Annotated in this window: 17 protein-coding genes; 2 read left to right on the forward strand and 15 right to left on the reverse strand. The window is 69.4% G+C overall.

The window, feature by feature from the left end; translation table 11 throughout:
• Positions 1-22: 22 nt before the first annotated feature.
• Positions 23-3187, forward strand: a complete 3165-nt coding sequence (locus JHW38_RS20725) for an efflux RND transporter permease subunit (RefSeq protein ID WP_207523194.1) — start codon at positions 23-25, stop codon at positions 3185-3187.
• A 66-nt stretch (positions 3188-3253) separates the two neighbouring features.
• Here the strand turns inward: JHW38_RS20725 and glpK are convergent, their stop codons facing one another.
• From glpK to JHW38_RS20795, 14 genes are all read right to left on the reverse strand, one after another.
• Positions 3254-4759: a glycerol kinase GlpK gene (glpK, locus tag JHW38_RS20730; RefSeq protein ID WP_207523195.1), complete on the reverse strand. Its 1506-nt coding sequence runs from the start codon at positions 4757-4759 to the stop codon at positions 3254-3256.
• Positions 4760-4867: 108 nt separating this feature from the next.
• Entirely contained in the window at positions 4868-5587 is a 720-nt protein-coding gene (locus JHW38_RS20735) for an MIP/aquaporin family protein (RefSeq protein WP_242691017.1), read from the reverse strand.
• 195 nt (positions 5588-5782) lie between these two features.
• Positions 5783-7288 (reverse strand): glycerol-3-phosphate dehydrogenase, encoded by a 1506-nt coding sequence (gene glpD, locus JHW38_RS20740; protein WP_207523196.1) that lies wholly within the window; start codon positions 7286-7288, stop codon positions 5783-5785.
• A gap of 439 nt (positions 7289-7727) precedes the next feature.
• Positions 7728-8816, reverse strand: a complete 1089-nt coding sequence (leuB, locus tag JHW38_RS20745) for a 3-isopropylmalate dehydrogenase (RefSeq protein ID WP_207523197.1) — start codon at positions 8814-8816, stop codon at positions 7728-7730.
• On the reverse strand, positions 8806-9438 hold the full coding sequence (gene leuD / locus JHW38_RS20750; protein ID WP_207523198.1) for a 3-isopropylmalate dehydratase small subunit: 633 nt from the start codon (positions 9436-9438) through the stop codon (positions 8806-8808). Before leuD ends, leuB begins: the two co-directional genes overlap by 11 nt.
• A complete protein-coding gene (gene leuC / locus JHW38_RS20755) occupies positions 9438-10859 on the reverse strand; it encodes a 3-isopropylmalate dehydratase large subunit (RefSeq protein WP_207523199.1) in 1422 nt (473 codons plus the stop codon). Before leuC ends, leuD begins: the two co-directional genes overlap by 1 nt.
• Positions 10860-11125: 266 nt before the next feature.
• Positions 11126-12739: a 2-isopropylmalate synthase gene (locus JHW38_RS20760; RefSeq protein WP_207523200.1), complete on the reverse strand. Its 1614-nt coding sequence runs from the start codon at positions 12737-12739 to the stop codon at positions 11126-11128.
• Positions 12736-13863 carry a threonine dehydratase gene (locus JHW38_RS20765; RefSeq protein ID WP_207523201.1) on the reverse strand — a complete coding sequence of 376 codons (1128 nt, stop codon included), beginning with the start codon at positions 13861-13863 and terminating at the stop codon, positions 12736-12738. Before JHW38_RS20765 ends, JHW38_RS20760 begins: the two co-directional genes overlap by 4 nt.
• A gap of 2 nt (positions 13864-13865) precedes the next feature.
• On the reverse strand, positions 13866-14840 hold the full coding sequence (locus JHW38_RS20770) for an aminotransferase class IV (RefSeq protein WP_207523202.1): 975 nt from the start codon (positions 14838-14840) through the stop codon (positions 13866-13868).
• Positions 14837-15073 (reverse strand): ACT domain-containing protein, encoded by a 237-nt coding sequence (locus JHW38_RS20775; protein WP_057946323.1) that lies wholly within the window; start codon positions 15071-15073, stop codon positions 14837-14839. Before JHW38_RS20775 ends, JHW38_RS20770 begins: the two co-directional genes overlap by 4 nt.
• Entirely contained in the window at positions 15057-16808 is a 1752-nt protein-coding gene (ilvG, locus tag JHW38_RS20780) for an acetolactate synthase 2 catalytic subunit (protein ID WP_207523203.1), read from the reverse strand. Before ilvG ends, JHW38_RS20775 begins: the two co-directional genes overlap by 17 nt.
• A complete protein-coding gene (ilvC, locus tag JHW38_RS20785) occupies positions 16808-17836 on the reverse strand; it encodes a ketol-acid reductoisomerase (protein ID WP_207523204.1) in 1029 nt (342 codons plus the stop codon). Before ilvC ends, ilvG begins: the two co-directional genes overlap by 1 nt.
• 51 nt (positions 17837-17887) lie before the next feature.
• The gene (locus tag JHW38_RS20790; RefSeq protein ID WP_207523205.1) at positions 17888-19615 is read right to left on the reverse strand and encodes a dihydroxy-acid dehydratase; all 1728 of its coding nucleotides are present in this window, start codon (positions 19613-19615) and stop codon (positions 17888-17890) included.
• 146 nt (positions 19616-19761) lie between these two features.
• Complete coding sequence (locus JHW38_RS20795) at positions 19762-19941, reverse strand: hypothetical protein (protein ID WP_207523206.1); 180 nt, start codon at positions 19939-19941, stop codon at positions 19762-19764.
• Between the two features lie 437 nt (positions 19942-20378).
• Between JHW38_RS20795 and JHW38_RS26055 the strand changes: the two genes are divergently transcribed.
• A complete protein-coding gene (locus JHW38_RS26055) occupies positions 20379-20798 on the forward strand; it encodes an SH3 domain-containing protein (protein ID WP_428995332.1) in 420 nt (139 codons plus the stop codon).
• Positions 20799-20915: 117 nt separating this feature from the next.
• On the opposite strand, the gene thrC is transcribed toward JHW38_RS26055, so the two are convergent.
• Positions 20916-22244, reverse strand: coding sequence for a threonine synthase (gene thrC / locus JHW38_RS20805; RefSeq protein ID WP_207523208.1), 1329 nt, complete (start codon positions 22242-22244; stop codon positions 20916-20918).
• Between the last annotated feature and the right edge of the window lie 45 nt (positions 22245-22289).

Consider the following 22289-nt stretch of genomic DNA (forward strand, 5'->3'; position numbering starts at 1 on the left):
CACGCCCTAACGAGTCGATTCCATGCGCTTCAATCTTTCCGAGTGGGCGCTGCGCCACCGCAGCCTGATCGTCTACGCGATGCTGGTGCTGGCCGTGGCCGGCGCGATGTCCTACCTGCGCCTGGGCCGCAGCGAAGACCCGGCCTTCACCTTCAAGGTCATGGTGGTGCGAACGCTGTGGCCGGGCGCCACCGCCGAGCAGGTCTCGCGCCAGGTCACCGAGCGGATCGAAAAGAAGCTCATGGAGACCGGCCAGTACGAGTTCATCCGCTCCTACTCGCGCGCCGGCGAGTCGCAGGTGATCTTCGCGGCCAAGGACTCGATGCGCTCCGCCGACATCCAGCCCTTGTGGTACCAGGCGCGCAAGAAGATCGGCGACATCCGCCCGACCTTGCCCGAGGACATCGTCGGCCCGTTCTTCAACGACGAGTTCGGCGACACCTTCGGCAACATCTACGCGCTGACCGGCGAGGGCTTCGACTACGCCGTGCTCAAGGACTACGCCGACCGCGTGCAGCTGGCGCTGCAAAGCCAGCCCGACGTCGGCAAGATCGAACTGTTCGGCGTGCAGGACGAAAAGATCTGGGTCGAGCTGTCGAACGTGAAGCTGTCCACGCTCGGCGTTCCGGCGCAGGCGGTGCAGGACGCGCTGAACCAGCAGAACGCGCTGGTGCCGGCCGGCTTCTTCGAAACCCCGTCCAGCCGCGTGCCGATCCGGGTCGGCGGCCAGTTCGCCTCGGTCGAGCAGATCCGCAACTTCCCGATCCGCGTCGGCGACCGCACCTTCCGCCTCGGCGACGTGGCCGAAGTGCGCCGCGGCTTCGCCGACCCGCCGCAGCCGCGCATGCGCTTCATGGGCGAGGACGCGATCGGCATCGGCGTGTCGATGAAGCAGGGCGGCGACATCCTCAAGCTCGGCAAGACGCTCGAGGCCGAATTCGCGCGCCTGCAGAAGACCCTGCCGGCCGGCATGCAGTTGCGCAAGGTCGCCGACCAGCCCGCGGCGGTGGAAGAATCGGTCGGCGAGTTCGTGCGGGTGCTGGCCGAAGCGGTGGGGATCGTGCTGCTGGTGAGCTTCTTCTCGCTCGGCCTGCGCACCGGTCTAGTCGTGGCCTTGTCGATCCCGTTGGTGCTGGCGATGACCTTCGCGGTCATGGACTTCTTCGGCGTCGGCCTGCACAAGATTTCGCTAGGCGCGCTGGTGCTGGCGCTGGGGCTGTTGGTCGACGACGCGATCATCGCGGTCGAGATGATGGCGATCAAGATGGAGCAGGGCTACAGCCGCCTGCGCGCGGCCGCGTTCGCCTGGGACAGCACCGCGTTCCCGATGCTGACCGGCACCCTCATCACCGCCGCCGGCTTCCTGCCGATCGCCACCGCCGCGTCGAGCACCGGCGAGTACACCCGTTCGCTGTTCGAGGTGGTGACCATCGCGCTGTGCGTGTCGTGGATCGCCGCGGTCGCGTTCATTCCGTTCCTCGGCGACAAGCTGCTGCCGGATTACGGCCACGCCGCGGCGCCGCCCAAGCCCGGTTCGCTGGCCGCGCGCTGGAACGGCCTGCGCGAAGGCCTGGCCCGCCGCGTGCCGGCGCTGAGCGAGGTCATTGCGCCGAAGCCGGCGATCGACGGCCATGCCCACGATCCGTACGAATCGAAGTTCTATGTGCGTTTTCGCGGCTGGGTGCTGTGGTGCGTGCGCCGGCGCTGGCTGGTGATCGCGGTGACCGTGGCCGCGTTCGTCGGTTCGATCTTCCTGTTCCGTTTCGTGCCGCAGCAGTTCTTCCCCGACTCGGTGCGGCCGGAACTGATGATCGACATGGAACTGGCCGAAGGCGCCTCGCTGCGCCAGACCGCCGAGCAGGCCGCGCGCCTGGAGGCGATGCTCAAGCAGCGCAAGGACGTGGCGAACTACGTCGCCTACGTCGGCACCGGTTCGCCGCGCTTCTATCTGCCGCTCGACCAGCAGCTGCCGGCGGCGAACTTCGCCCAGTTCGTGCTGATGCCGAAGGACCTGAAGGCGCGCGAGACCCTGCGCAGCTGGATCATCCAGGACGTGGCGCCGCGCTTCCCCGAGCTGCAACTGCGCGTGACCCGCCTGGAGAACGGCCCGCCGGTCGGCTATCCCGTGCAGTTCCGCGTCTCCGGCGAGCACATCGACCAGGTCCGCAAGATCGCCTATCGGGTGCAGGAAAAGATCCGCGAGAACGCGCACGTCGCCAACGTCAACCTGGACTGGGACGAGCCGAGCAAGGTGGTGCGCCTGCAGGTCGACCAGGAGCGCGCGCGCGCCTTGGGGATCAGCTCGGCGCAGCTGTCGCAGTTCCTGTCCAGCTCGCTGTCGGGTTCGCACATCAGCACCTACCGCGAAAGCAACCGCCTGATCGAGATGCTGCTGCGCGGGCCGGGCGAGGAGCGCATCCAGCTCGACATGCTCGGCAACCTGATGGTGCCGACCAGCAACGGCCGCAGCGTGCCGCTGACCCAGATCGCGACCCTGGAGTACGGCTTCGAGGAAGGCATCATCTGGCACCGCGACCGCCTGCCGACCATGACCGTGCGCGCCGACATCTACGACGGCACCCAGCCGGCGACGGTGATGGCGCAGATTTCGCCGACCCTGGACGGTCTGCGCGCGCAGTTGCCGTACGGCTATTCGATCAACGTCGGCGGCAGCGTCGAGGATTCCGCGCGCGGGCAGAAGTCGATCAACGCCGGCATGCCGCTGTTCCTGTTCGTGGTGTTCACCCTGCTGATGCTGCAGCTGCGCAGTTTCTCGCGCGCGTTCATGGTGCTGCTGACCGCGCCGCTGGGCCTGATCGGGGTGACCTTGTTCCTGCTGGTGTTCCGGGTGCCGTTCGGGTTCGTGGCGATGCTCGGCACGATCGCGTTGGCCGGCATGATCATGCGCAACTCGGTGATCCTGGTCGATCAGATCGAGCAGGACCGGGCCGAAGGCCACGAGCCGTGGAAGGCGATCGTCGACGCGACCGTGCGCCGGTTCCGCCCGATCGTGCTGACCGCGCTGGCGGCGATCCTGGCGATGATCCCGCTGTCGCGCAGCGCGTTCTTCGGGCCGATGGCGGTGGCGATCATGGGCGGGCTGATGGTGGCGACCGCGCTGACCTTGCTGTTCCTGCCGGCGTTGTATGCGGCTTGGTTCAAGGTGAAGGTGCCGGAGCGGGACTGAGCGCCGCCGCGGGTTCCCGAGCCCGCTTGCGAGCCGATGGCTCGCAAGCGGGAGAGGGGCTTCAAATCAAGCGTGTTCCACGCTGAAAGCCAACGTCGCCTCGATCGCCCGCTTCCACCCCGCATAAAGCTTCTCGCGCTCCGCCTCCAACATCTTCGGCTCGAAGCTGCGCTCCACCTGCCACTGCTGCGCGATCTGCTCGCGGCTGTCCCAGAACCCGACCGCCAAGCCAGCCAGATACGCCGCGCCCAGCGCCGTCGTCTCGTTGATCCGCGGCCGCTCCAGCGCCACGTTGAGGATGTCGGCCTGGAACTGCGCGGTGAAATCGTTGGCAATCGCGCCGCCGTCGGCGCGCAGCGAGGTCAGCTCGATTCCGGAATCGGCCTGCATCGCGCTGAGCACGTCGCGGGTCTGGTACGCCAGCGATTCGAGCACGGCGCGGATGAAATGCTCCTTGCTGGTGCCGCGCGTCAGGCCGAACATCGCCCCGCGCACGTCGCTGCGCCAGTACGGCGCGCCGAGGCCGACGAAGGCGGGAACGAAATAGACGCCTTCGGTCGAACGCGCGCGTTCGGCGTAGGCCTGCGAATCGCCGGCCTTGCCGAGCATGCGCAGGCCGTCGCGCAGCCACTGCACCGCCGAGCCGGCGACGAAGATGCTGCCTTCCAGCGCGTACTCGACCTTGCCGTCGACGCCCCAGGCGATCGTGGTCAGCAGGCCGTTGTCCGAGCGCACCGCCTTCTCGCCGGTGTTCATCAGCAGGAAGCAGCCGGTGCCGTAGGTGTTCTTGGCCATGCCGGCCTCGAAGCAGGCCTGGCCGAACAGCGCGGCCTGCTGGTCGCCGGCGACGCCGCAGATCGGCACCGAGTTGTTGAAGAAATGGCGCGCCCCGGTGTGGGCGTAGACCTCGCTGCTGGAACGCACTTCCGGCAGCATCGACGCCGGCACGCCGAGCATCTCCAGCAGCTCCGGACACCACTGGCGCTTGTGGATGTCGTACATCAGCGTGCGCGAGGCGTTGGAGTAGTCGGTGACGTGGGCCTTGTTCTCCGACAGGTTCCAGATCAGCCAGGTGTCGATGGTGCCGAACAGCAGATCGCCGCGCTCGGCCTTGGCCCGCGCGCCTTCGACGTTGTCGAGGATCCACTTGACCTTGGTTCCGGAGAAATACGCGTCGATCAGCAGGCCGGTGCGTTCGCGCACGAGTTCTTCGTAGCCGTCGGCCTTGAGCTGCTCGCAGATCTGCGCGGTCTGGCGCGATTGCCACACGATCGCGTTGTGCACCGCCTGGCCGGTGTGGCGGTCCCACACCACCGTGGTTTCGCGCTGGTTGGTGATGCCGATGCCGGCGATCTGCGAGGCGCTGATCTGGGCCTTGGTCATGACCTCGATCGCGGTGGTCTGCACGCTGGCGAGAATCTCGCGCGGGTCGTGCTCGACCCAGCCCGGGCGCGGAAAGAACTGCTCGAACTCGCGCTGCGCCGTCCCGACGATGCTGCCGTCGCGGTCGAACAGCATGGCGCGCGAGCTGGTGGTGCCTTGGTCGATGGCGAGGATGTAGCGCTTGGTCATGGTGAGCCGCCGGAGTAGGAGTTAGCGGATGGAAGTCGGGAGGCAGAGACAGCTTTGGGACGAGGATAGGGGAGACGCACGCGTTCGCTGACGCCGGTCCGCTCTCGCCTAGCCGTAGACCGCCTGGAACGCGAACGCCCCCAGCAGCGCGCCGACGATCGGCGCGACCACCGGCACCCACGCATAACCCCAGTCCGAACCGCCCTTGCCGGCGATCGGCAGCAGCGCGTGGGCCAGGCGCGGGCCGAGATCGCGCGCGGGGTTGATCGCGTAGCCGGTGGGGCCGCCGAGCGACATGCCGATCACCACCACCAGCAGGCCGACGCCGAGCGGGCCCATGCCGGGCGCCAGGGTGTTGGCGCCGATCGCGAGCGCGCCGAAGGTCAGGGCGAAGGTGCCGATGACTTCGGTCAGCACGTTGGCCTTGGTGTCGCGGATCGCCGGGGCGGTGCAGAAGATCGCGCGCTTGAGTTCGGGATCGTCGCTGACCCGCCAATGCGCCAGGTACGCGAGCCATACCAGGGTCGCGCCGGCGAACGCGCCGGCGACCTGGGCGACGACGAAGCCGGGCACCACCGCCCACGACAGCTTGCCGATCGCGGCCAGCGCCACGGTCAGCGCCGGATTCATGATCGCGCCACTGGTCGGTCCGGCGATGTAGATGCCGATCAGCACCGCCAGGCCCCAGGCCGCGGTGATCACGCCCCAGCCGGCGCCTTGCGCCTTGGACTTGTTCAACAAGGCGCCGGCGACCACGCCGTTGCCGAGCAGGATCAGCATCGCGGTGGCGATGAACTCGCTGAGGTATTGCGACATCGGTGTGGCCATTACGGTGGGTCTCCTGGAGTCGCGATTGCGTCAGCGTAGTGGGTCTCTACCTGTAGGAGCGGCGCGAGCCGCGACCGCGAATCCGCAACCACGCCGAAAGCTCTCGCCGGGCGAAAGACGCGCATGCGGAAGGAGGCGTCGTGGTTGCGGATTTGCGGTCGCGGCTCGCGCCGCTCCTACAGGATGCTGCGGCGATCATGCGCGTTGGGCGATGTAGCGCTGCAAGGCCTCGCGCCCCGCCGCATCGAAACGCAGGCCGAGCTTGGAGCGCCGCCACAGGATGTCCTCGGCCGTGCGCGCCCATTCGAAGTCGATCAGATAATCCGCTTCGGCCTGGTACAGATCGGAGCCGAAGCGTTCGCCGAGGTCTTCCAGGCGCGAGCAGCTCTCGACGATGCGCAGCGCGCGGCTGCCGTAGTTGCGGCACAGGCGATAGGCCAGGCCGTCCGGCAGCCACGGCCGGCGCAGGCTGAAATCCTCGAAAAAGGCCTCGAAATCGGCGTTCGGCAAGTCGCCGCCGGGCAGTTTCGAGGCGCCGGTCCAGGCCGGGCGGCGGTTGTCCAGCAGCGGCGCCAGGGTGTCGCAGGCTTCTTCGGCGAGCTTGCGCGCGGTGGTGATCTTGCCGCCGAACACGCTCAGCAGCGGCGCGCCGTCGCGGTTGAGGTCGAGCACGTAGTCGCGGGTGATTTCCGAGGCCTTGTCGCTGTCGTCGTCGAGCAGCGGACGCACGCCGCTGTAGGTCCAGACCACGTCCTCGGCCAGCACCGGGCGCTGGAAATAGCGCGCCGCGGCGGCGCACAGATAGTCGATTTCGGCGCTGGAGATGCGCGGCGCCGACGGGTCCTCGCGGTAGTCGACGTCGGTGGTGCCGATCAGGGTGTAGTCGTGTTCGTACGGAATCGCGAACACGATGCGGCGGTCGGGCTGCTGGAAGATGTAGGCGTGGTCGTGTTCGAACAGGCGCGGCACGACGATGTGGCTGCCCTTGATCAGGCGCAGGCTGCGCTTGTGCTCGACTCGGGCGACGCGGTCGAGGAAGCTCGCCGCCCACGGGCCGGTGGCGTTGACCAGCGCGCGCGCGCGGACCGTGCTGACGGTGCCGTCGGCGCTGCGCAACTGCGCCTGCCAGTGTTGATCCGCGCGTTCGGCCGACACGCAGGCGGTGCGCACGTGCACCGCCGCGCCGCGTTCGGCCGCGTCCATCGCGTTGAGCACGCACAGCCGCGCGTCCTGCACCCAGGCGTCGGAATAGACGAAGCCGCGGGTGAATTCCTCGCGCAGGGCGCGGCCGGCGATGTGCTTGCGCAGGTTGACCGAGCGCGAGCCCGGCAGGTCGCGGCTGCGGCGCCCGCCGAGGCGGTCGTACAGGAACAGGCCGATGCGGATCATCCAGGCCGGGCGCAGATGCGGCTGGTGCGGCAGCACGAAGCGCAGCGGCCAGATGATGTGCGGGGCCATGCGCAGCAGGCGCTTGCGCTCGGCCAAGGCCTTGCCGACCAAGGCGAATTCGAACTGCTCCAGATAGCGCAGGCCGCCGTGGATGAGCTTGGTGCTGGCGCTGGAGGTGTGCGAGGCGATGTCGTCGCGCTCGCACAGGATCACGCTCAGGCCGCGTCCGGCCGCGTCGCGCGCGATCGCCGCGCCGTTGATGCCGCCGCCGACGATGAGCAGGTCGGCCGTGGGTGCTTCTTGCTCGGTCATGCGGCTTCGGTCATGCGGTGGCGGATCGTGATGCGTCGACAGGGGCTGTCCCGCGTTGGGCTGCGGGCCGCATGAGACTGGCCCAGGTCGCTTCGCGATCATGGCACAGCGGGTTCGGGCGATTGTTGCTTGGGTTCACATCAATGGCGGGTGAGGAATCGATGTCGGCCGGGCCGGCGCGGCGGGCAAAAAAAATCCCGATGCGGGGGAAGCATCGGGAGAGGGGTTACGGCACTTGCTGGAGAGAGCGGTGGGGTTCGCTTTGTTGTGCGGTTGGGGTTGCGCGGGCGGTGGCCCTCACCCCCACCCCTCTCCCGCAAGCGGGAGAGGGGCTTTGAAGCGGGCAGGTTGAGATCGGGCTCCCTCTCCCGCTTGCGGGAGAGGGTCGGGGTGAGGGCAGCGCCGCAGGCGCGAACGCCTGTCGGCCGGATCGCCGCCCTCAATCGCGCAATTCAGCAACGTGACAAGGCAAGTCGAGCTGCGCCAACACCGCAGCCGTCACCGCCGCCGTCGTTGCCGCTTCGCCCGCCGGCGCCAGATCGGCCGTCAGCACGCCCGCATCGAGCACCGCGCTGACCGCCTTCTCGATGCACGCCGCCTCGGCTTCCAGCCCCAGCGAATGGCGCAGCAGCAGCGCCGCGCTGAGGATGGTGCCGCACGGATTGGCGATGCCGCGCCCGGCGATGTCCGGCGCCGAGCCATGGATCGGCTCATACAGCCCGACCTTGCCCTCGCCGAGCGACGCCGACGGCAACAGCCCGAGCGAGCCGGCCAGCATCGAGGCCTCGTCGGTCAGGATGTCGCCGAACATGTTCTCGGTGACGATCACATCGAACGCGCGCGGCTTGGCGATCAGGTGCATGGCCATCGAATCGACCAGCTGATGCTCCAGGGTCACGTCGGGGAATTCCTCGCGCGCCACCCGCGACGCCACTTCGCGCCACAGCCGCGAGGTTTCCAGCACGTTGGCCTTGTCCACGCTGACCACGTGGTTGCGGCGGCCGCGCGCCAGCGCGCAGGCGCGGCGCACCACGCGTTCGATCTCGGCCACGCTGTATTCGCACAGGTCGCTGGCCGAGGACTCGCTGCGCTGCTTCTCGCCGAAATAGATGCCGCCGGTGAGTTCGCGCACCACGATCATGTCGACGCCGGCGAGCAGGTGCGGCTTGATCGGCGAAGCGCCGAGGGTCGCCGCGTGCGGCTGCACCGGACGCAGGTTGGCGTACAGGCCCAGGCCCTTGCGCAGCGCCAGCAGGCCCTGCTCGGGGCGGACCTTGGCCTTGGGGTCGGACCACTTCGGGCCGCCGACCGCGCCGAGCAGCACCGCGTCGGCGCGCTGGCAGGCCTGCAGCGTCGCCGCCGGCAAGGGTTCGCCGGTGGCGTCGATGGCGGCGCCGCCGATCAAGTGGGAGTGCAGTTCGAAATGATGGTTGTAGCGGGCGGCGACCGCGCGCAGAACCTGGACGGCGGCAGCGGTGACTTCCGGACCGATGCCGTCGCCTTCGAGAACGACGATGTCAGCGCGCATGGACTTGCTCCTGTACCGATTGATTGGCCGCGGCGCGGCGGTGTTCGAACGACTGGATGGCTTCGAGCTGGCGCAGCAGATAGCCGAGCTGGTCGACGCCTTCGAGCAGGCAGGTCTGGGCGAAGGCGTCGAGCGGGAACTGCGCGCTGCGCCCGTCGGGCAGGTGCAGGCGGCGGTCGCGAACGTCGATGCGCAGCTCGATGCCGGGACGCTCCAGCAATTCGTCGAGCAGCGACTGCTCGACCACGATCGGCAGCAGGCCGTTCTTGAGCGAGTTGCTGCGGAAGATGTCGGCGATTTCGCTGCTGATCACCGCGCGCAGGCCCAGATCGGTCAGCGCCCACGGCGCGTGCTCGCGCGAGGAGCCGCAGCCGAAGTTGCGCCCGGCGACCAGGATCGCGGCGCCGGCGTTGGCCGGCTTGTTGAGCTCGAACTCGGGGTTCGGCGAACCGTCGGCGAGATAGCGCCAGTCGTTGAACGCGAACTTGCCCAGGCCCTTGCGCTCGGTGGTGGTCAGGAAGCGCGCGGGAATGATCTGGTCGGTGTCGATGTTGCGTTCGCGCAGCACCACGGTGTGCGAGACGACTTCGGAGAAACCGGAAGCGGCGTGAGCGGCGGACATTACGCGACCTCCTTGACGTCGCCCAGATAATCGCGAGGGTCGACCACATGCCCGGCCACCGCGCAGGCCGCGGCGGTCAGCGGCGAGGCCAGCAGCGTGCGCGCGCCCTTGCCCTGGCGGCCTTCGAAATTGCGGTTGCTGGTGGACACGGCGAGTTGGCCGGCGCCGACCAGATCGCCGTTCATGGCGATGCACATCGAGCAACCCGGCTCGCGCCATTCGGCGCCGGCCGCGCGCACCACCGCGTCGATGCCTTCGGCTTCGGCGGCGCGCTTGACCTGTTCGGAGCCCGGCACCACCAGCATGCGCACGCGCGGATGCACGTGGCGGCCGCGCAGCACGTCGGCGGCCTGGCGCAGGTCGGACAGGCGCGAGTTGGTGCAGCTGCCGACGAACACCACGTCGACCGGCCGTCCAGCCATCGCCGCGCCGCCGTCGAAGCCCATGTAGGCCAGCGCCTTGGCTTCGTCGGCGTCGCGCGCCTGCGGCAGGTGCGCGTCGATCGCCGCGACCTGGCCCGGATGGGTGCCCCAGGTCAGGGTCGGCTTGATCGCGGCCGCATCGATATGCACTTCGCGGTCGAACGCCGCGCCGTCGTCGGTCTTGAATTCGCTCCAGCGCGCCACCGCGCGGTCCCAGTCGCCGCCGCGCGGCGCGCGCGGCGTCTGCGCCAGAAACTCAAAGGTGGTCGCATCGGGCGCGATCAGGCCGGCGCGCGCGCCGGCTTCGATCGACATGTTGCACACGGTCATGCGCTCGTCCATCGACAGCGCGCGGATGGTCGAGCCGCGGTATTCGATGACCTGGCCGGTGCCGCCGTTGACGCCGATCTCGCCGATGATGTGCAGGATCAGGTCCTTGGCGCCGACGCCTGGCGCCAGCTCGCCTTCGACGTTGATCGCCAGGGTCTTGGGCTTGCGCTGCAACAGGCACTGGGTCGCCAGCACGTGGCCGACTTCGCTGGTGCCGATGCCGAACGCCAGCGCGCCGAACGCGCCGTGGGTGGCGGTGTGGCTGTCGCCGCAGACGATGGTCTGGCCGGGCTGGGTCAGGCCCAGCTCGGGGCCGATCACGTGGACGATGCCGCGGTAATCGCTGTCGTAGTCGAACAGTTCGACGCCGTGGCGCGCGCAGTTGCGGCGCAGCGTTTCGACCTGGTTTTCGGCTTCGGCGGTGTAGTACGGCAAACGGCCGTCGGCGCCGGCCGGCAGGGTCGGCGTGGAGTGGTCGAGCGTGCCCTTGGTCAGATCGGGCCGGCGCGGCGCGAGGCCGCGCGCGTCGAGCTCGGCGAAGGCCTGCGGCGAGGTGACTTCGTGGATCAGGTGCAGGTCGATGTACAGCACCGCCGGCGCGGCCTCGGTTTCGGGCGCGACCAGGTGGGCGGTCCACAGTTTGTCGAACAAGGTGGTGGGTGTGGTCATGAGTGGATGATGGCTTTGGCTGTTATGGCTGAAGCGGAATTAGCGGGTTTGCTTGCGCGGCGATGCGCCGGATCGTTCCGGTCCGCTTCCCGGTCCGGCGTTCTTGCCGCCGTCATCCCCGCGAAAGCGGGGATCCAGGGATTCACCGCGACATGGCTCTGAAGTCTCTGGATCCCCGCTTTCGCGGGGATGACGGCTTCGTGCGAGCGCGGCGAGCGGGGCGGATGGTCGGACATGAGCGGCAAGAGTTCGCGTCGATCAACAGTTCATGCGGTCGCGGCGACCTTGCGCGGCGCCGCCGGCTCCGGCTGCCGCTGCGCACGCACGCGGCGGTTGGCCAGTTCCAGCCACGCCAGCGCGCTGGCCTCGATGATGTCGGTGCTGGTGCCCGAACCGGTCAGCTCGACCCCGTCCACGCGCGCGACGATGCTGGCCTGGCCCTGCGCATCGTCGCCGGTGGTCACGCTGGAGACGTTGTAGCTGTCGATGCTCAGGGCGATGCCGGTGGCGCGCGCCAGCGCCGCGAACAGCGCGTGCACCGGGCCGTCGCCGACCGCCGCCTCGCTGACCGTGGCGCCGTCGGGATCGACCAACTGCACGCTCGCGGTCGGCAGGCTGCCGTCGGCGACGCCGGTGCTGACGTGCGCGCGCACCAGCCGGTAGCCGCGCGCGGCCTTGGCGTCGGCGCCGAGCACCAGCGCTTCCAGGTCGGCGTCGAACACTTCGCGCTTCTTCTCGGCCAGGGTCTTGAACGCGGCGAACACCGAGTTCAGGCGCGCTTCGTCGACGCTGAAGCCCAGCGCCTGCAAGCGGTCGTTCAACGCGGCGCGGCCGCTGTGGCGGCCCATCACCATCTGCGACTGGGCCCAGCCGACGTCTTCCGGCGCCATGATTTCGTAGGTGCCGCGGTGCTTCAGCATGCCGTGCTGGTGGATGCCCGATTCGTGCGCGAACGCGTTCTGGCCGACCACCGCCTTGTTGCGCTGCACGGCCATGCCGGTGATGCGCGACAGCAGGCGCGAGGTCGGCACCAGCCGGCGGGTGTCGATGCGGGTGCCGGCGTTGTAGTAGGCGTTGCGCACGCGCAGCGCCATCACCAGTTCTTCCAGCGCGCAGTTGCCGGCGCGCTCGCCGATGCCGTTGATGGTGCACTCGACCTGGCGCGCGCCGCCTTCGATCGCGGCCAGGCTGTTGGCCACGGCCAGGCCCAGGTCGTTGTGGCAGTGGGCGCTGAACACCGCCTTGTGCGCGTCGCGGACGTTGTCGCGCAGGTGTTCGAACAGCGCGCGGATCTCGCTCGGCGTGGTGTAGCCGACGGTGTCGGGGATGTTGAGGGTGCGCGCGCCGGCGGCGATCGCGGCGCTGCAGATCTCGACCAGGTAATCGTGCTCGGTGCGCAGCGCGTCCTCGCACGAGAACTCGACGTCGTCGACGTACTTGCGCGCCTGCTCGACCGCGGCCACCGCGCGTTCCAGCACCTGCTGCTTGTCCAGGTTGAGCTTGTGCTGGCGGTGCAGCGGGCTGGTCGAGATGAACACGTGGATGCGCGGCTTGGCCGCGCCTTCGAGCGCGCGCGCGCAGGCTTCGATGTCGCCGGGGTGGCAGCGCGCCAGGGTCGCCAGCGACGAGCCGCGCACTTCGCGCACGATCGCGCGCACGCCTTCGAGGTCGGCCTCCGAGCTTGCGGGGAAGCCGGCCTCGATGACGTCCACGCCGAGTTCGCTGAGGGCATGGGCGAAGCGCAGCTTCTGGCTGGCGCTCATGCTGCAGCCGGGCGATTGCTCGCCGTCGCGCAGGCTGGTGTCGAAGATGGTGACGTGCTGGGGCGCTTCGGTAGGTCCCGTAATCGGGGGAATTACCGGGCCGGGCGACTCGTTCATGCGGGGATGTCCTCTGTCACGGTGCGATGCGGGGAAAGGGGGGAGGCGACTGCGGATGCGGCAAGCGCCGCGCGCGGCGGCGGCAGATTGGCGAGCTTGTAAATGTCCGCCTCGATGGTGGCGCCGGCACGCGACAGCGAAGTGTCGCGATTGCGACGGCGCGGGCGCCGCGGTGCGCGCGGTCGCACATCCGACAGCAGCTGCGCCAGCACGCCGGCGTCGACGTTGCCGCCGGACACCACCGCGCACTTGCGCTTGGCGGCGATGCGGCGGCCGGCCGCCAGCGCCAGCGCGCCGGCGCCTTCGGCGATGATGTGTTCTTCCAGCGCCAGCCGGACCAGGGTCTCGCGCAGTTCGGCTTCGCGCACGATCACCACGTCGTCGAGCAGGTTCGCCAGCACCCGTTCGGTCAGCCGGCCGGGGTCTTTGACCCGCACGCCGTCGGCCAGGGTCGCGGCCGGTTCGATCAGGCGGCGGTCGCCGCGCAGCGCGCGCGCCATCGAGTCGACGCCTTCGACCTGCGCGCCGATGATGCGCACGCCCTGCGATTTCAGCGCCAGCGCGACGCCGGCGGCGAGGCCGCCGCCGCCGATCGGCACCAGCACCACGTCGGGCGAGAACGCGGCCAGTTCCAGGCCGACCGTGCCTTGTCCGGCGATCACGTCGGGGTCGTCGAACGCCGACAGCAGGCGGTAGTCGTGCTGCTGCGCCAGTTCGATCGCGAAGGCCTTGGCTTCGTCGTAGGTGTCGCCGTGCAGGCGCACGGTCGCGCCCCAATGGGCGACGCCGGCGATCTTGGTCTGCGGCGCGCAGCGCGGCATCACCGTGATCGCGTTGACGCCGAGGCGATAAGCGGCCCAGGCCAGACCCTGGGCGTGGTTGCCGGCCGAGGCGGCGATCACCGGGCGGTGATCGCCGCGTTCGCGCGCGGCCAGCAGCGCGTTGAGCGCGCCGCGCACCTTGTACGAGCCGGTGCGCTGCAGGTTCTCCAACTTCAGCCAGCAGCCGAAACGCTCGGCGTGGTGCAGCGGGGTGACGGTGAGGTAGCGGCGCAACCGCGCCTGCGCCGCCAGCAGATCGGCGGCGCCGACGTCGGTGTGGGTGCGTACTACGTCGCCGTCCATGCTCAGACCGCCGTCAGCCAGTGGGCGTAGCGGCTGTCTTGTCCGCGCACGACCTGGGAGTACAGCGCCGACAGCTCGCGGGTGACCGGGTTGTCGCCGAACACGCGGCGGTCCAGCACGTCGATCGCGCAGGCTTCGGCGGCGGTGCCGCAGACGAAGACCTCGTCGGCGTCCAGCAGCTCGTGCAGGGTCACCTCGCGCGAGGCCGCGCCCGACAGCGCGATCATGGTGTCGCGGGTGATCCCTGGCAGCGCGTCGCGGTGATCGACCGAAGTCACCTCGCCGTTCTTGACCATGAACACGTTGGCGCCGGTGCACTCGACCACATAGCCCTTGTCGTCGGTGAACAGCGCCTCGTCGAAGCCGCGTTGCTTGGCTTCGCGCTTGGCCAGGATCGAATTGACGTAGGCGCCCGACAGCTTCAGCGGCGGCAGCGAGGTGGCCGGGTTGCGCTTCCACGGCGACACGGTCAGACGGGTGCGCGCGCCGCCCAGGTGCACGACCTTGGCCATCGTGGCGACCATCAGGTGCTGGGTCAGCGGATCCACGTCCAGGCCGATGGTGCCGGTGCCCATCCAGGTCAGCGGACGGATGTAGGCGTCGCGATGGCCGTTGGCGCGCAGCGTGTCCAGCACCGCGCGGCCGGCGCGCTCGACGTCGAAGTCGATGCCGAACATGTCCGCGCCCTTTCGCATGCGTTCCAGGTGCTCGGGCAGGCGGAACACCGCGGCGCCGCCGTCGGCGGTGGCGTAGCTGCGGATGCCTTCGAACACCGCGGTGCCGTAGTGCATGGCGTGGGTGGTCAGCGGCGCTTCGGGGGCGTCGCTTGTGATGAATCGCCCGTCGAACCAGATCTGCGGCTGCGCGGCCGGCACTTCGATGCTGCGGCTCGGCGCCGGCGCACGCTCGCGCACCGTCGCCGCGGCCTGCGCCGGCGCCTGCGCGTGTTCGGGACGTTCCAGAAGTTCGGTGCTCATGTGCATGGGGAAACCTCGACGGCAAGACAGTCGTAAAGCTTGGCGAGCTGGCTCTGCAACGCGGTGTCGGCGCGGTCGCCTTCCACCGTCATGCGCAGGTGCCAGCGGTCGCCGTCCGGTTGCGCTTCGCCGTCCACCGACAGGGGACGGAAGCCGCGACGTTCGGCAGCGCCCAATACCCGGGCCAGGGCGCCTTCGGCCTGGCGCAGGGTCAGATCAAGCTGGTATCGCATGGGCGTTCTCCTTGTCGGCGGACGGGGGCGTCAGGCTGACGATCGCGTCGGCGTCGGCGGCTTCCGGATCCATCATCTGCGCGTTGTTGTGGTTCGGCGGAACCAGCGGCCAGACGTTGGCGGCCTGGTCGATGGCCACGTGCAGCAGCACGGGGCCGGGGGTGTCGAGCATGTAAGTCAGCGCTTCGTCGACCGAATCGGCGCGGTCGACGTACATCGCCTTGATCCCGAACGCGGCGGCGATCGCGCAGAAGTCCGGGTTGTCGGACAGGTCGATCTCGGAATAGCGGCGTTCGAAAAACAGTTCCTGCCACTGCCGCACCATGCCCAGGGCCTGGTTGTCGAGCAGCACGATCTTCACCGGCAGGCGGTAGCGGGCGATGGTCGCCAGCTCCTGCACGTTCATCAGGAACGAGCCGTCGCCGCTGACGCAGATCACGGTCGCTTCGGGATTCTCCAACTGCGCGCCCAACGCGGCCGGCACGCCGAAACCCATCGCGCCCAAGCCGCCGCTGGTCAGGTGCTTGCGCGGATTATCGAAACGCCAGTGCTGGGCGACCCACATCTGGTGCTGGCCGACGTCGCAGGCGACCACGGCCTGCGGCGCGCGTTCGGACAGTTCCTTCAGCAGCGCCGGCGCGTACACCGTCTCGCCCGGCGCGTCGTAACGCGGCGCGCATTCGCGCTTGCGTTGCAGGCAGACGTCGCGCCACGCGCGGCGGGCGCCGCCGTTGCGGCCCTGCAGCTGGGCGGTGATCGCCGGGGTCAGCGCGTCCAGCGAGCGGCGCAGGCAACCGCGCACGCCGGCGTCGGCGTGGCGCAGCTTGCCGATCTCGCAGGCGTCCAGGTCCATGTGCACGACCCGCGCGTTCGGCGCGAACTCGGCCAGCTTGCCGGTGGCGCGGTCGTCGAAACGCGCGCCGACCACGATCAGCAGATCGCATTCCTGCACCGACAGGTTCGACGCGCGGGTGCCGTGCATGCCCAACATGCCCAAGTTCAGGGCGTGATCGGCCGGCAATGCGCCCAGTCCCTTCAGCGTCAGCACCGCCGGGATCTGGCTGCCTTCGACGAAGGCGCGGAACGACTCCACCGCATCGCCGAGCGAGATGCCGCCGCCGCCGTAGATCAGCGGCTTGCGCGCATGCGCGATCAGCGCGGCGGCTTCGTGGTACGACGCATCCGGCGCGGCCGGAACCGGATCGGTCGGCAGCGGCGCGTGCGCCGGCAGATGCGAAGCGTCGGCGTTCTGCACGTCCTTGGGCAGGTCGATCAGCACCGGTCCCGGCCGGCCCGAACGCGCCAGCCGGAACGCTTCGCCGACCATGCGCGGCAGGTCGTCGACGCTGCGCGCCAGGAAGCTGTGCTTGACGATCGGCAGGGTCATGCCGAACACGTCCAGTTCCTGGAACGCGTCGGTGCCCATCAGCGCGGTCGCGACTTGGCCGGTGATGCAGACCATCGGCACCGAGTCCAGCATCGCGTCGGCGATGCCGGTGACCAGGTTGGATGCGCCTGGGCCGGAGGTGGCTACGCAGACGCCGACTCGCCCGCTGGCACGGGCGTAGCCGTTGGCCGCGAAAGCCGCGCCTTGCTCGTGGCGGACCAGAATATGCTTCAGGTCCGAACCGTGCAGGGCGTCGTAGAAGGGCATGATCGTGCCGCCCGGATAACCGAACAGCACGTCGACGCCTTCTGCGGCCAGCGCTTGCGCCAGCCAGCGGGCACCGTTCATCAGGCGGCCTCTTCCTGTCGTTCGCCGCGGCTCGCGGCGGGCGCGGCGGCGGCCGCGGTCTTGGGCGCGTTGTCCAGCCACTTCATGTTCGCGCGCAGCTTCTTGCCGACCGCTTCGATCGGATGCTCCAGGTCGCCGCGCTTGAGCGCCTTGTAGTTGGCGTTGCCCGAGGCGTACTCGGCGATCCACTGCTTGGCGAAGGTGCCGTCCTGGATTTCGGTCAGCACCTTGCGCATCTGCGCGCGGGTGTTGTCGTCGACCACGTAGCTGCCGCGGGTCAGCGCGCCGTACTGCGCGGTCTCGCTGATGAACTCGTGCATGCGGGTGATGCCGCCTTCGTAGAACAGGTCGACGATCAGCTTCAGTTCGTGCAGGCACTCGTAGTAGGCGACTTCGGGCTGATAGCCGGCTTCGACCAGGGTTTCCCAGCCGGCCTGGACCAGCTTGGTCGCGCCGCCGCACAGCACTGCCTGTTCGCCGAACAGATCGGTTTCGGTCTCTTCCTTGAACGTGGTCTTGATCGCGTTCTGGCGCGCGCCGCCGATGCCGGCGCAGTAGGTCAGGGCGAATTCCTCGGCGCGGCCGCTGGTGTCCTGATGCACGGCGTAGACGCTCGGCACGCCGCGGCCGATTTCGTACTCGCGGCGGACCAGCGCGCCCGGGCCCTTCGGCGCGACCAGGACCACGTCGAGGTCGGCGCGCGGCGAGATCTGGCCGTAGTGCACGTTGAAGCCGTGCGCGAACAGCAGGCAGGCGCCTTGCTTGATGTTGGGTTCGATGACTTCGCGATACAGCTGCGGCTGGACCATGTCCGGCGTAAGCACGGCGACCAGTTCGGCGCCGGCGACCGCTTCGGCCGGGGTCTTGACGGTGAAGCCGTCGGCCTTGGCCTTGATCTCGGTCGGGCCGCCCGGGCGCAGGCCTACGGTGACGTCGAATCCGGAATCGCGCAGGTTGAGCGCGTGGGCGCGGCCCTGGCTGCCGTAGCCGACGACGGCGATCTTGGGACGGGAGGCGGTGCTGGTCATGGCGGGATCTCGTAGGGAGGAGTGAGCGGAGAGGAGTGAGGAAAGAGCGGGTCAGGCGGGTTCGGGTACTGCGTTCTCGATCAAGGTCGCTTCGATTCGTTTCGGCGCCTGCAACGGGCCCGGCGCGGTGACCGCGCCGCGCGAGGCCGAGCCGACGCTGCGCGCGTACTTGGCCAGCACGCCGGTGGTCACGCGCGGGGCGATGCGCGCGGGTTCGCGCGCGGCCAGGTCGGCGGCGACGCTCAAGGTGCGGGTGGCGACGTCGATGGCGATGCGGTCGCCTTCGCGCAGCCGCGCGATCGGGCCGCCGTGCGCGGCCTCGGGCGAGATGTGGCCGACCATGAAGCCGTGGGTGGCGCCGCTGAAGCGGCCGTCGGTGATCAGCGCGACATCGTTGCTCAGGCCCTGGCCGACCAGCGCCGCGGTCACCGCCAGCATCTCGCGCATGCCCGGGCCGCCGGTCGGGCCTTCGAAGCGGATCACCACGATGTCGCCGGCCTGGATCTGCCGCGCCTGCACCGCGGCGAACGCCGCTTCTTCCGAATCGAACACCCGCGCCGGGCCTTCGAAGTGCTCGCGGCCGTGGCCGGCCAGCTTGAGGATGCAGCCTTCCGGGGCGAGGTTGCCGTAGATGATCGAATAGCCGCCGCGCGGCTTGATCGGATCGCTGACCGGACGCACCACGTCCTGCTGCGCGGCCATCGTCGCCTCGCTCAGCTCCTGGAAAAAGGAACGGCCGGTGACCGTCGGAATATCCTCGATCAGACCGGCCGTCTTCAGCTCGCGCGCCACCAGCGCCGCGCCGCCGAATTCGAACATTTCCGCGGCGGTGTAGCGTCCGCCGGGTTTCAGGTCGGCGATGACCGGCGTGTGCGCGGCGGCTTCGAATTCTTCCAGGTCGAAATCGACGCCGGCCTCGTGCGCGATCGCCAGCAGGTGCAGCGCGGCGTTGGTCGAACCGGCGGTGGCCGAGACCGCGCGCGCGGCGTTGCGCAGCGACGCGGCGGTGATCAGCTGGCGCGGCGTCGGCGCGCCGTCGCGCAGGCGCTGCATGACCAGTTCGCCGCACAGCCGCGCGGTTTCGGGCTTGTCGTCGTGGATCGCCGGGACGTCGTTGTAGCCCAGCGGCGACAGGCCCAGGAAAGTCAGCACCATCGCCATGGTGTTGGCGGTGAACTGGCCGCCGCAGGCGCCGGCGCCGGGGCAGGCGTGGGATTCGATCCGATGCAGTTCGGCGTCGTCGATGCGGCCGGCCGAATGCGCGCCGACCGCTTCGAACACGTCCTGCACGGTCAGCGGCTTGTCGTCGGCGCGGTTCTTCTTCGACGGGCAATGGCCCGGCATGATCGTGCCGCCGTAGAGGATCACGGTCGGGATGTCCAGGCGCGCGGCGGCCATCGCCGCGGCGGGGATGGTCTTGTCGCAGCCGACCAGCAGCACCATCGCGTCCAGGCAGTGGCCCGAGACCGCCAGTTCGATCGAATCGGCGATGGTTTCGCGCGAGGCCAGCGAGGCGCGCATGCCGTCGCTGCCCATCGCGATGCCGTCGGTGACGGCGATGGTGTTGAACTCGATCGGCGTGCCGCCGCCGTCATGCACGCCGCGGCGCACGTGCTGGGCCAGATCGCGCAGGGTGATGTTGCAGGGCGAAACGTCGCTCCAGGTATGGACCACGGCGACCAGCGGTCTGGCGATGGCCGCGTCGTCGAGGCCGGTGGCGCGCAACATCGCGCGCGCGGGGGCTCGGGACGGGCCTTGCTTGATGGCGTTGCTTCTCACGAACGGCGTTCCTTGAGGGCGAATCCTTCGCCGTTGCCGCACGTCCGCGTGCGGTGTTGCGGGAACCCGGGGCCGTATAACGAAAAAACCCGCGCCTTTTGGGCGCGGGGTTCAGGTTCTTTCGACCTTCGGGTTGTGTGGTTTTGCTACACGAACCCGTATCCCGCGCTGGTGAGCGAGGTAATAAGTACGAGCGCAAGAATAATGGTCGCGATGGCCGGTGCGGCCTTGAGCAGCGTGGCGCGAAGCTTGGCCGCGCGCGCGGATTCGTTCGAGGCCGCGATGGCCTGCGAATTCGTCCGGCGGTGGTTGCTGCGCTGCGTCATGGGGTCGAGAAGAACATGCCCATTTGGGGCTTGTCAATAGTTTCCTGGAAAACCATCGCGAACCGTGGCTGCGGTCGCGGCGAACGGTGCATCGGGTAAGCAGGACGCCATCGCCTGCGGCGGCAGTCGCCAGCGTAGGCGGACTGGGCGCGAAAGAGAACTCGCGCGCGGTCTTTAAACGAAAGGCGATGGCCGGACTCGCTTTCGAACCGCGTAGCACCGAGGACTGCACGCGATTTCCGTTATGCCCGTTCAGCCTCGTTCGACCAGTTGAGGCGAGCGGGTACGAAGTCCACCGCACCGGCTCGGATCGATAGGGAGCTCGAATGGCAAGACGCTCGCAGGGGGCCTTAGGGCTTTGGGTGATCGGAGGCTTGATAGCGATCGTGGCGATGTGCCGTCCGCATCAGGATCGAGCCGCACCGCCCGATACCGAGATGCCCCCCGTGGCGGCGGAGGCGCCGGTTGCGACGGAGGTCCTGTATGTCGATGCGGCCTCGCTGAACCAACGCGCTTCGCCGCATGGCCCCGTGGTCGGATCGCTGGCCGGCGGTTCGGCGGTCGAAGTGCACGAGCGGCGCGAGGGGTGGATCCGGGTATCGCGGCCTGGGGAACGCGAACAATGGGTTTCGGCTTCGCATCTGTGCGCTGAAGCAGGTTGCTACCGGACGCGGCAAAGCGGGCGATCGACCTCCAAGGCGGCCGCCGGGTCTGCTCGCAGGACGCCCGCCCGTACGTATCGCCACGGCAGCTACGAAGACGGCACGTGTCCGTGCTCGGGCCGCCGGGTATGCATCGGTCCGCGCGGCGGGCGGTACTGCATTACATCAGGCGGCAACAAGCGCTACGGGGTGTGAGCACAGCGGACCCGATTCTCGCCCGATTTTCGCGCTATCGCGGAAAACCGAGCCTTCGAATCGGCATCCGGGCACATCGCCATCGCCGGCTGCAGCCGACGATGGCGATACAGGACGTCACGGCAGGGCGGCTGTATGCATACGGTGCTCGTCGACGGCGGTTCGCAGCAAGCGTTCGCGCAACACCGCATAGTCCGCCGGCATCGCTTCTGCCGACGCCGGTCGCGCCAGCGATTCGGCCAGCGCCGGGGGCGGCGGCACCGCGTGCCCGACCAGCGGCTCGACGATGCTGTCGAACTTGGACGGATGCGCGGTGGCGGCGACCGCCCACGGCCGCTCGTCGCCGTGCGCGCGCAACGACTCCAGCACGCGCAAGCCGGTCGCGGTATGCGGGCAGGGGACGATTCCGTAGCGCCCGGGTGCGGCGCGCAAGGTCTCGACGATGGTCGCGTCGTCCACGCCTTCGGCGCGGATCGCCGCGCGCAGCTCGGCGTCGTCGCGGTGCCAGTGGCGCAAGCGCTCGAAGTTGCTGGGCGCGCCGACGTCCATCGCATTGGCCAGGGTCGCGCGGGTCGGCTGAGGGGCGTAGTCGGCGCCGCCGAAGTAACGCGGCAAGGTGTCGTTGGCGTTCGTCGCCAGGCGCAGTTCGCCGACCGGCGCGCCCATGCGCTTGGCCACCAGCGCGGCGCAGGCATTGCCGAGGTTGCCGGTGGGGACGATGAAGTTCAGCGGCTCGCCGTGGCCGGCGTAGTACTGCGCGGCGGCATGCGCGTAGTACGCCGCCTGCGGCAGCAGCCGGCCGAGGCTGATGCTGTTGGCCGAACTCAGCGGCACCTGCGCGCGCAGCGCCTCGTCGCCGAGCGCCTGCTTGGCCAGACGCTGGCAGGCGTCGAAATCGCCGTCCACGCGCAGCGCCTGCACGTTGTCGCCCCAGCAGCCCAGGCCGTGGGCCTGGCGCGGGGAGACGCGGCCGTCGGGATACAGGATCAGCACGCGGAATCCGGTCCGGCGATGGAACGCGCTGGCGACCGCGGCGCCGGTGTCGCCGGAGGTGGCGACGACGATCGTGGTGTCGGCCGCATCGGGCGCGCGCAATCCGGCCAGCGCGGCGGCGAGGAAACGCGCGGCGTAGTCCTTGAACGCGGCGGTGGGGCCGTGGAACAGCTCCAGCAGCCAGCTGTCGGGCGGGTTCAGCGCGCGCAGCGGCGCGTCGAACGAGAACGCCTGCGCGCAGATCGCGCCGAGGCGTTCGCGCAGCGCCGACTCAGCGAAATAGGGGGCGAGCAACGCGTGCGCGGTTTCGGGCAGCGACAGCGCGGCCAGCGGCCGGGTCAACGGCGGGATCGTGGCGGGAACGTAGAGACCGCCGTCGGGCGCGAGGCCGGCGGCGAGCGCGGCGTCGATCGGCGTGGGCGCGGTCTGGCCGCGCGTGCTGAGGAAGTTCATGCGGAGTCCGGTTGGGCGAGGCGGTGTGCGCAGTACGTATCGTCG

The organism is Lysobacter enzymogenes (assembly GCF_017355525.1).
Lineage (GTDB): Bacteria > Pseudomonadota > Gammaproteobacteria > Xanthomonadales > Xanthomonadaceae > Lysobacter > Lysobacter enzymogenes_C.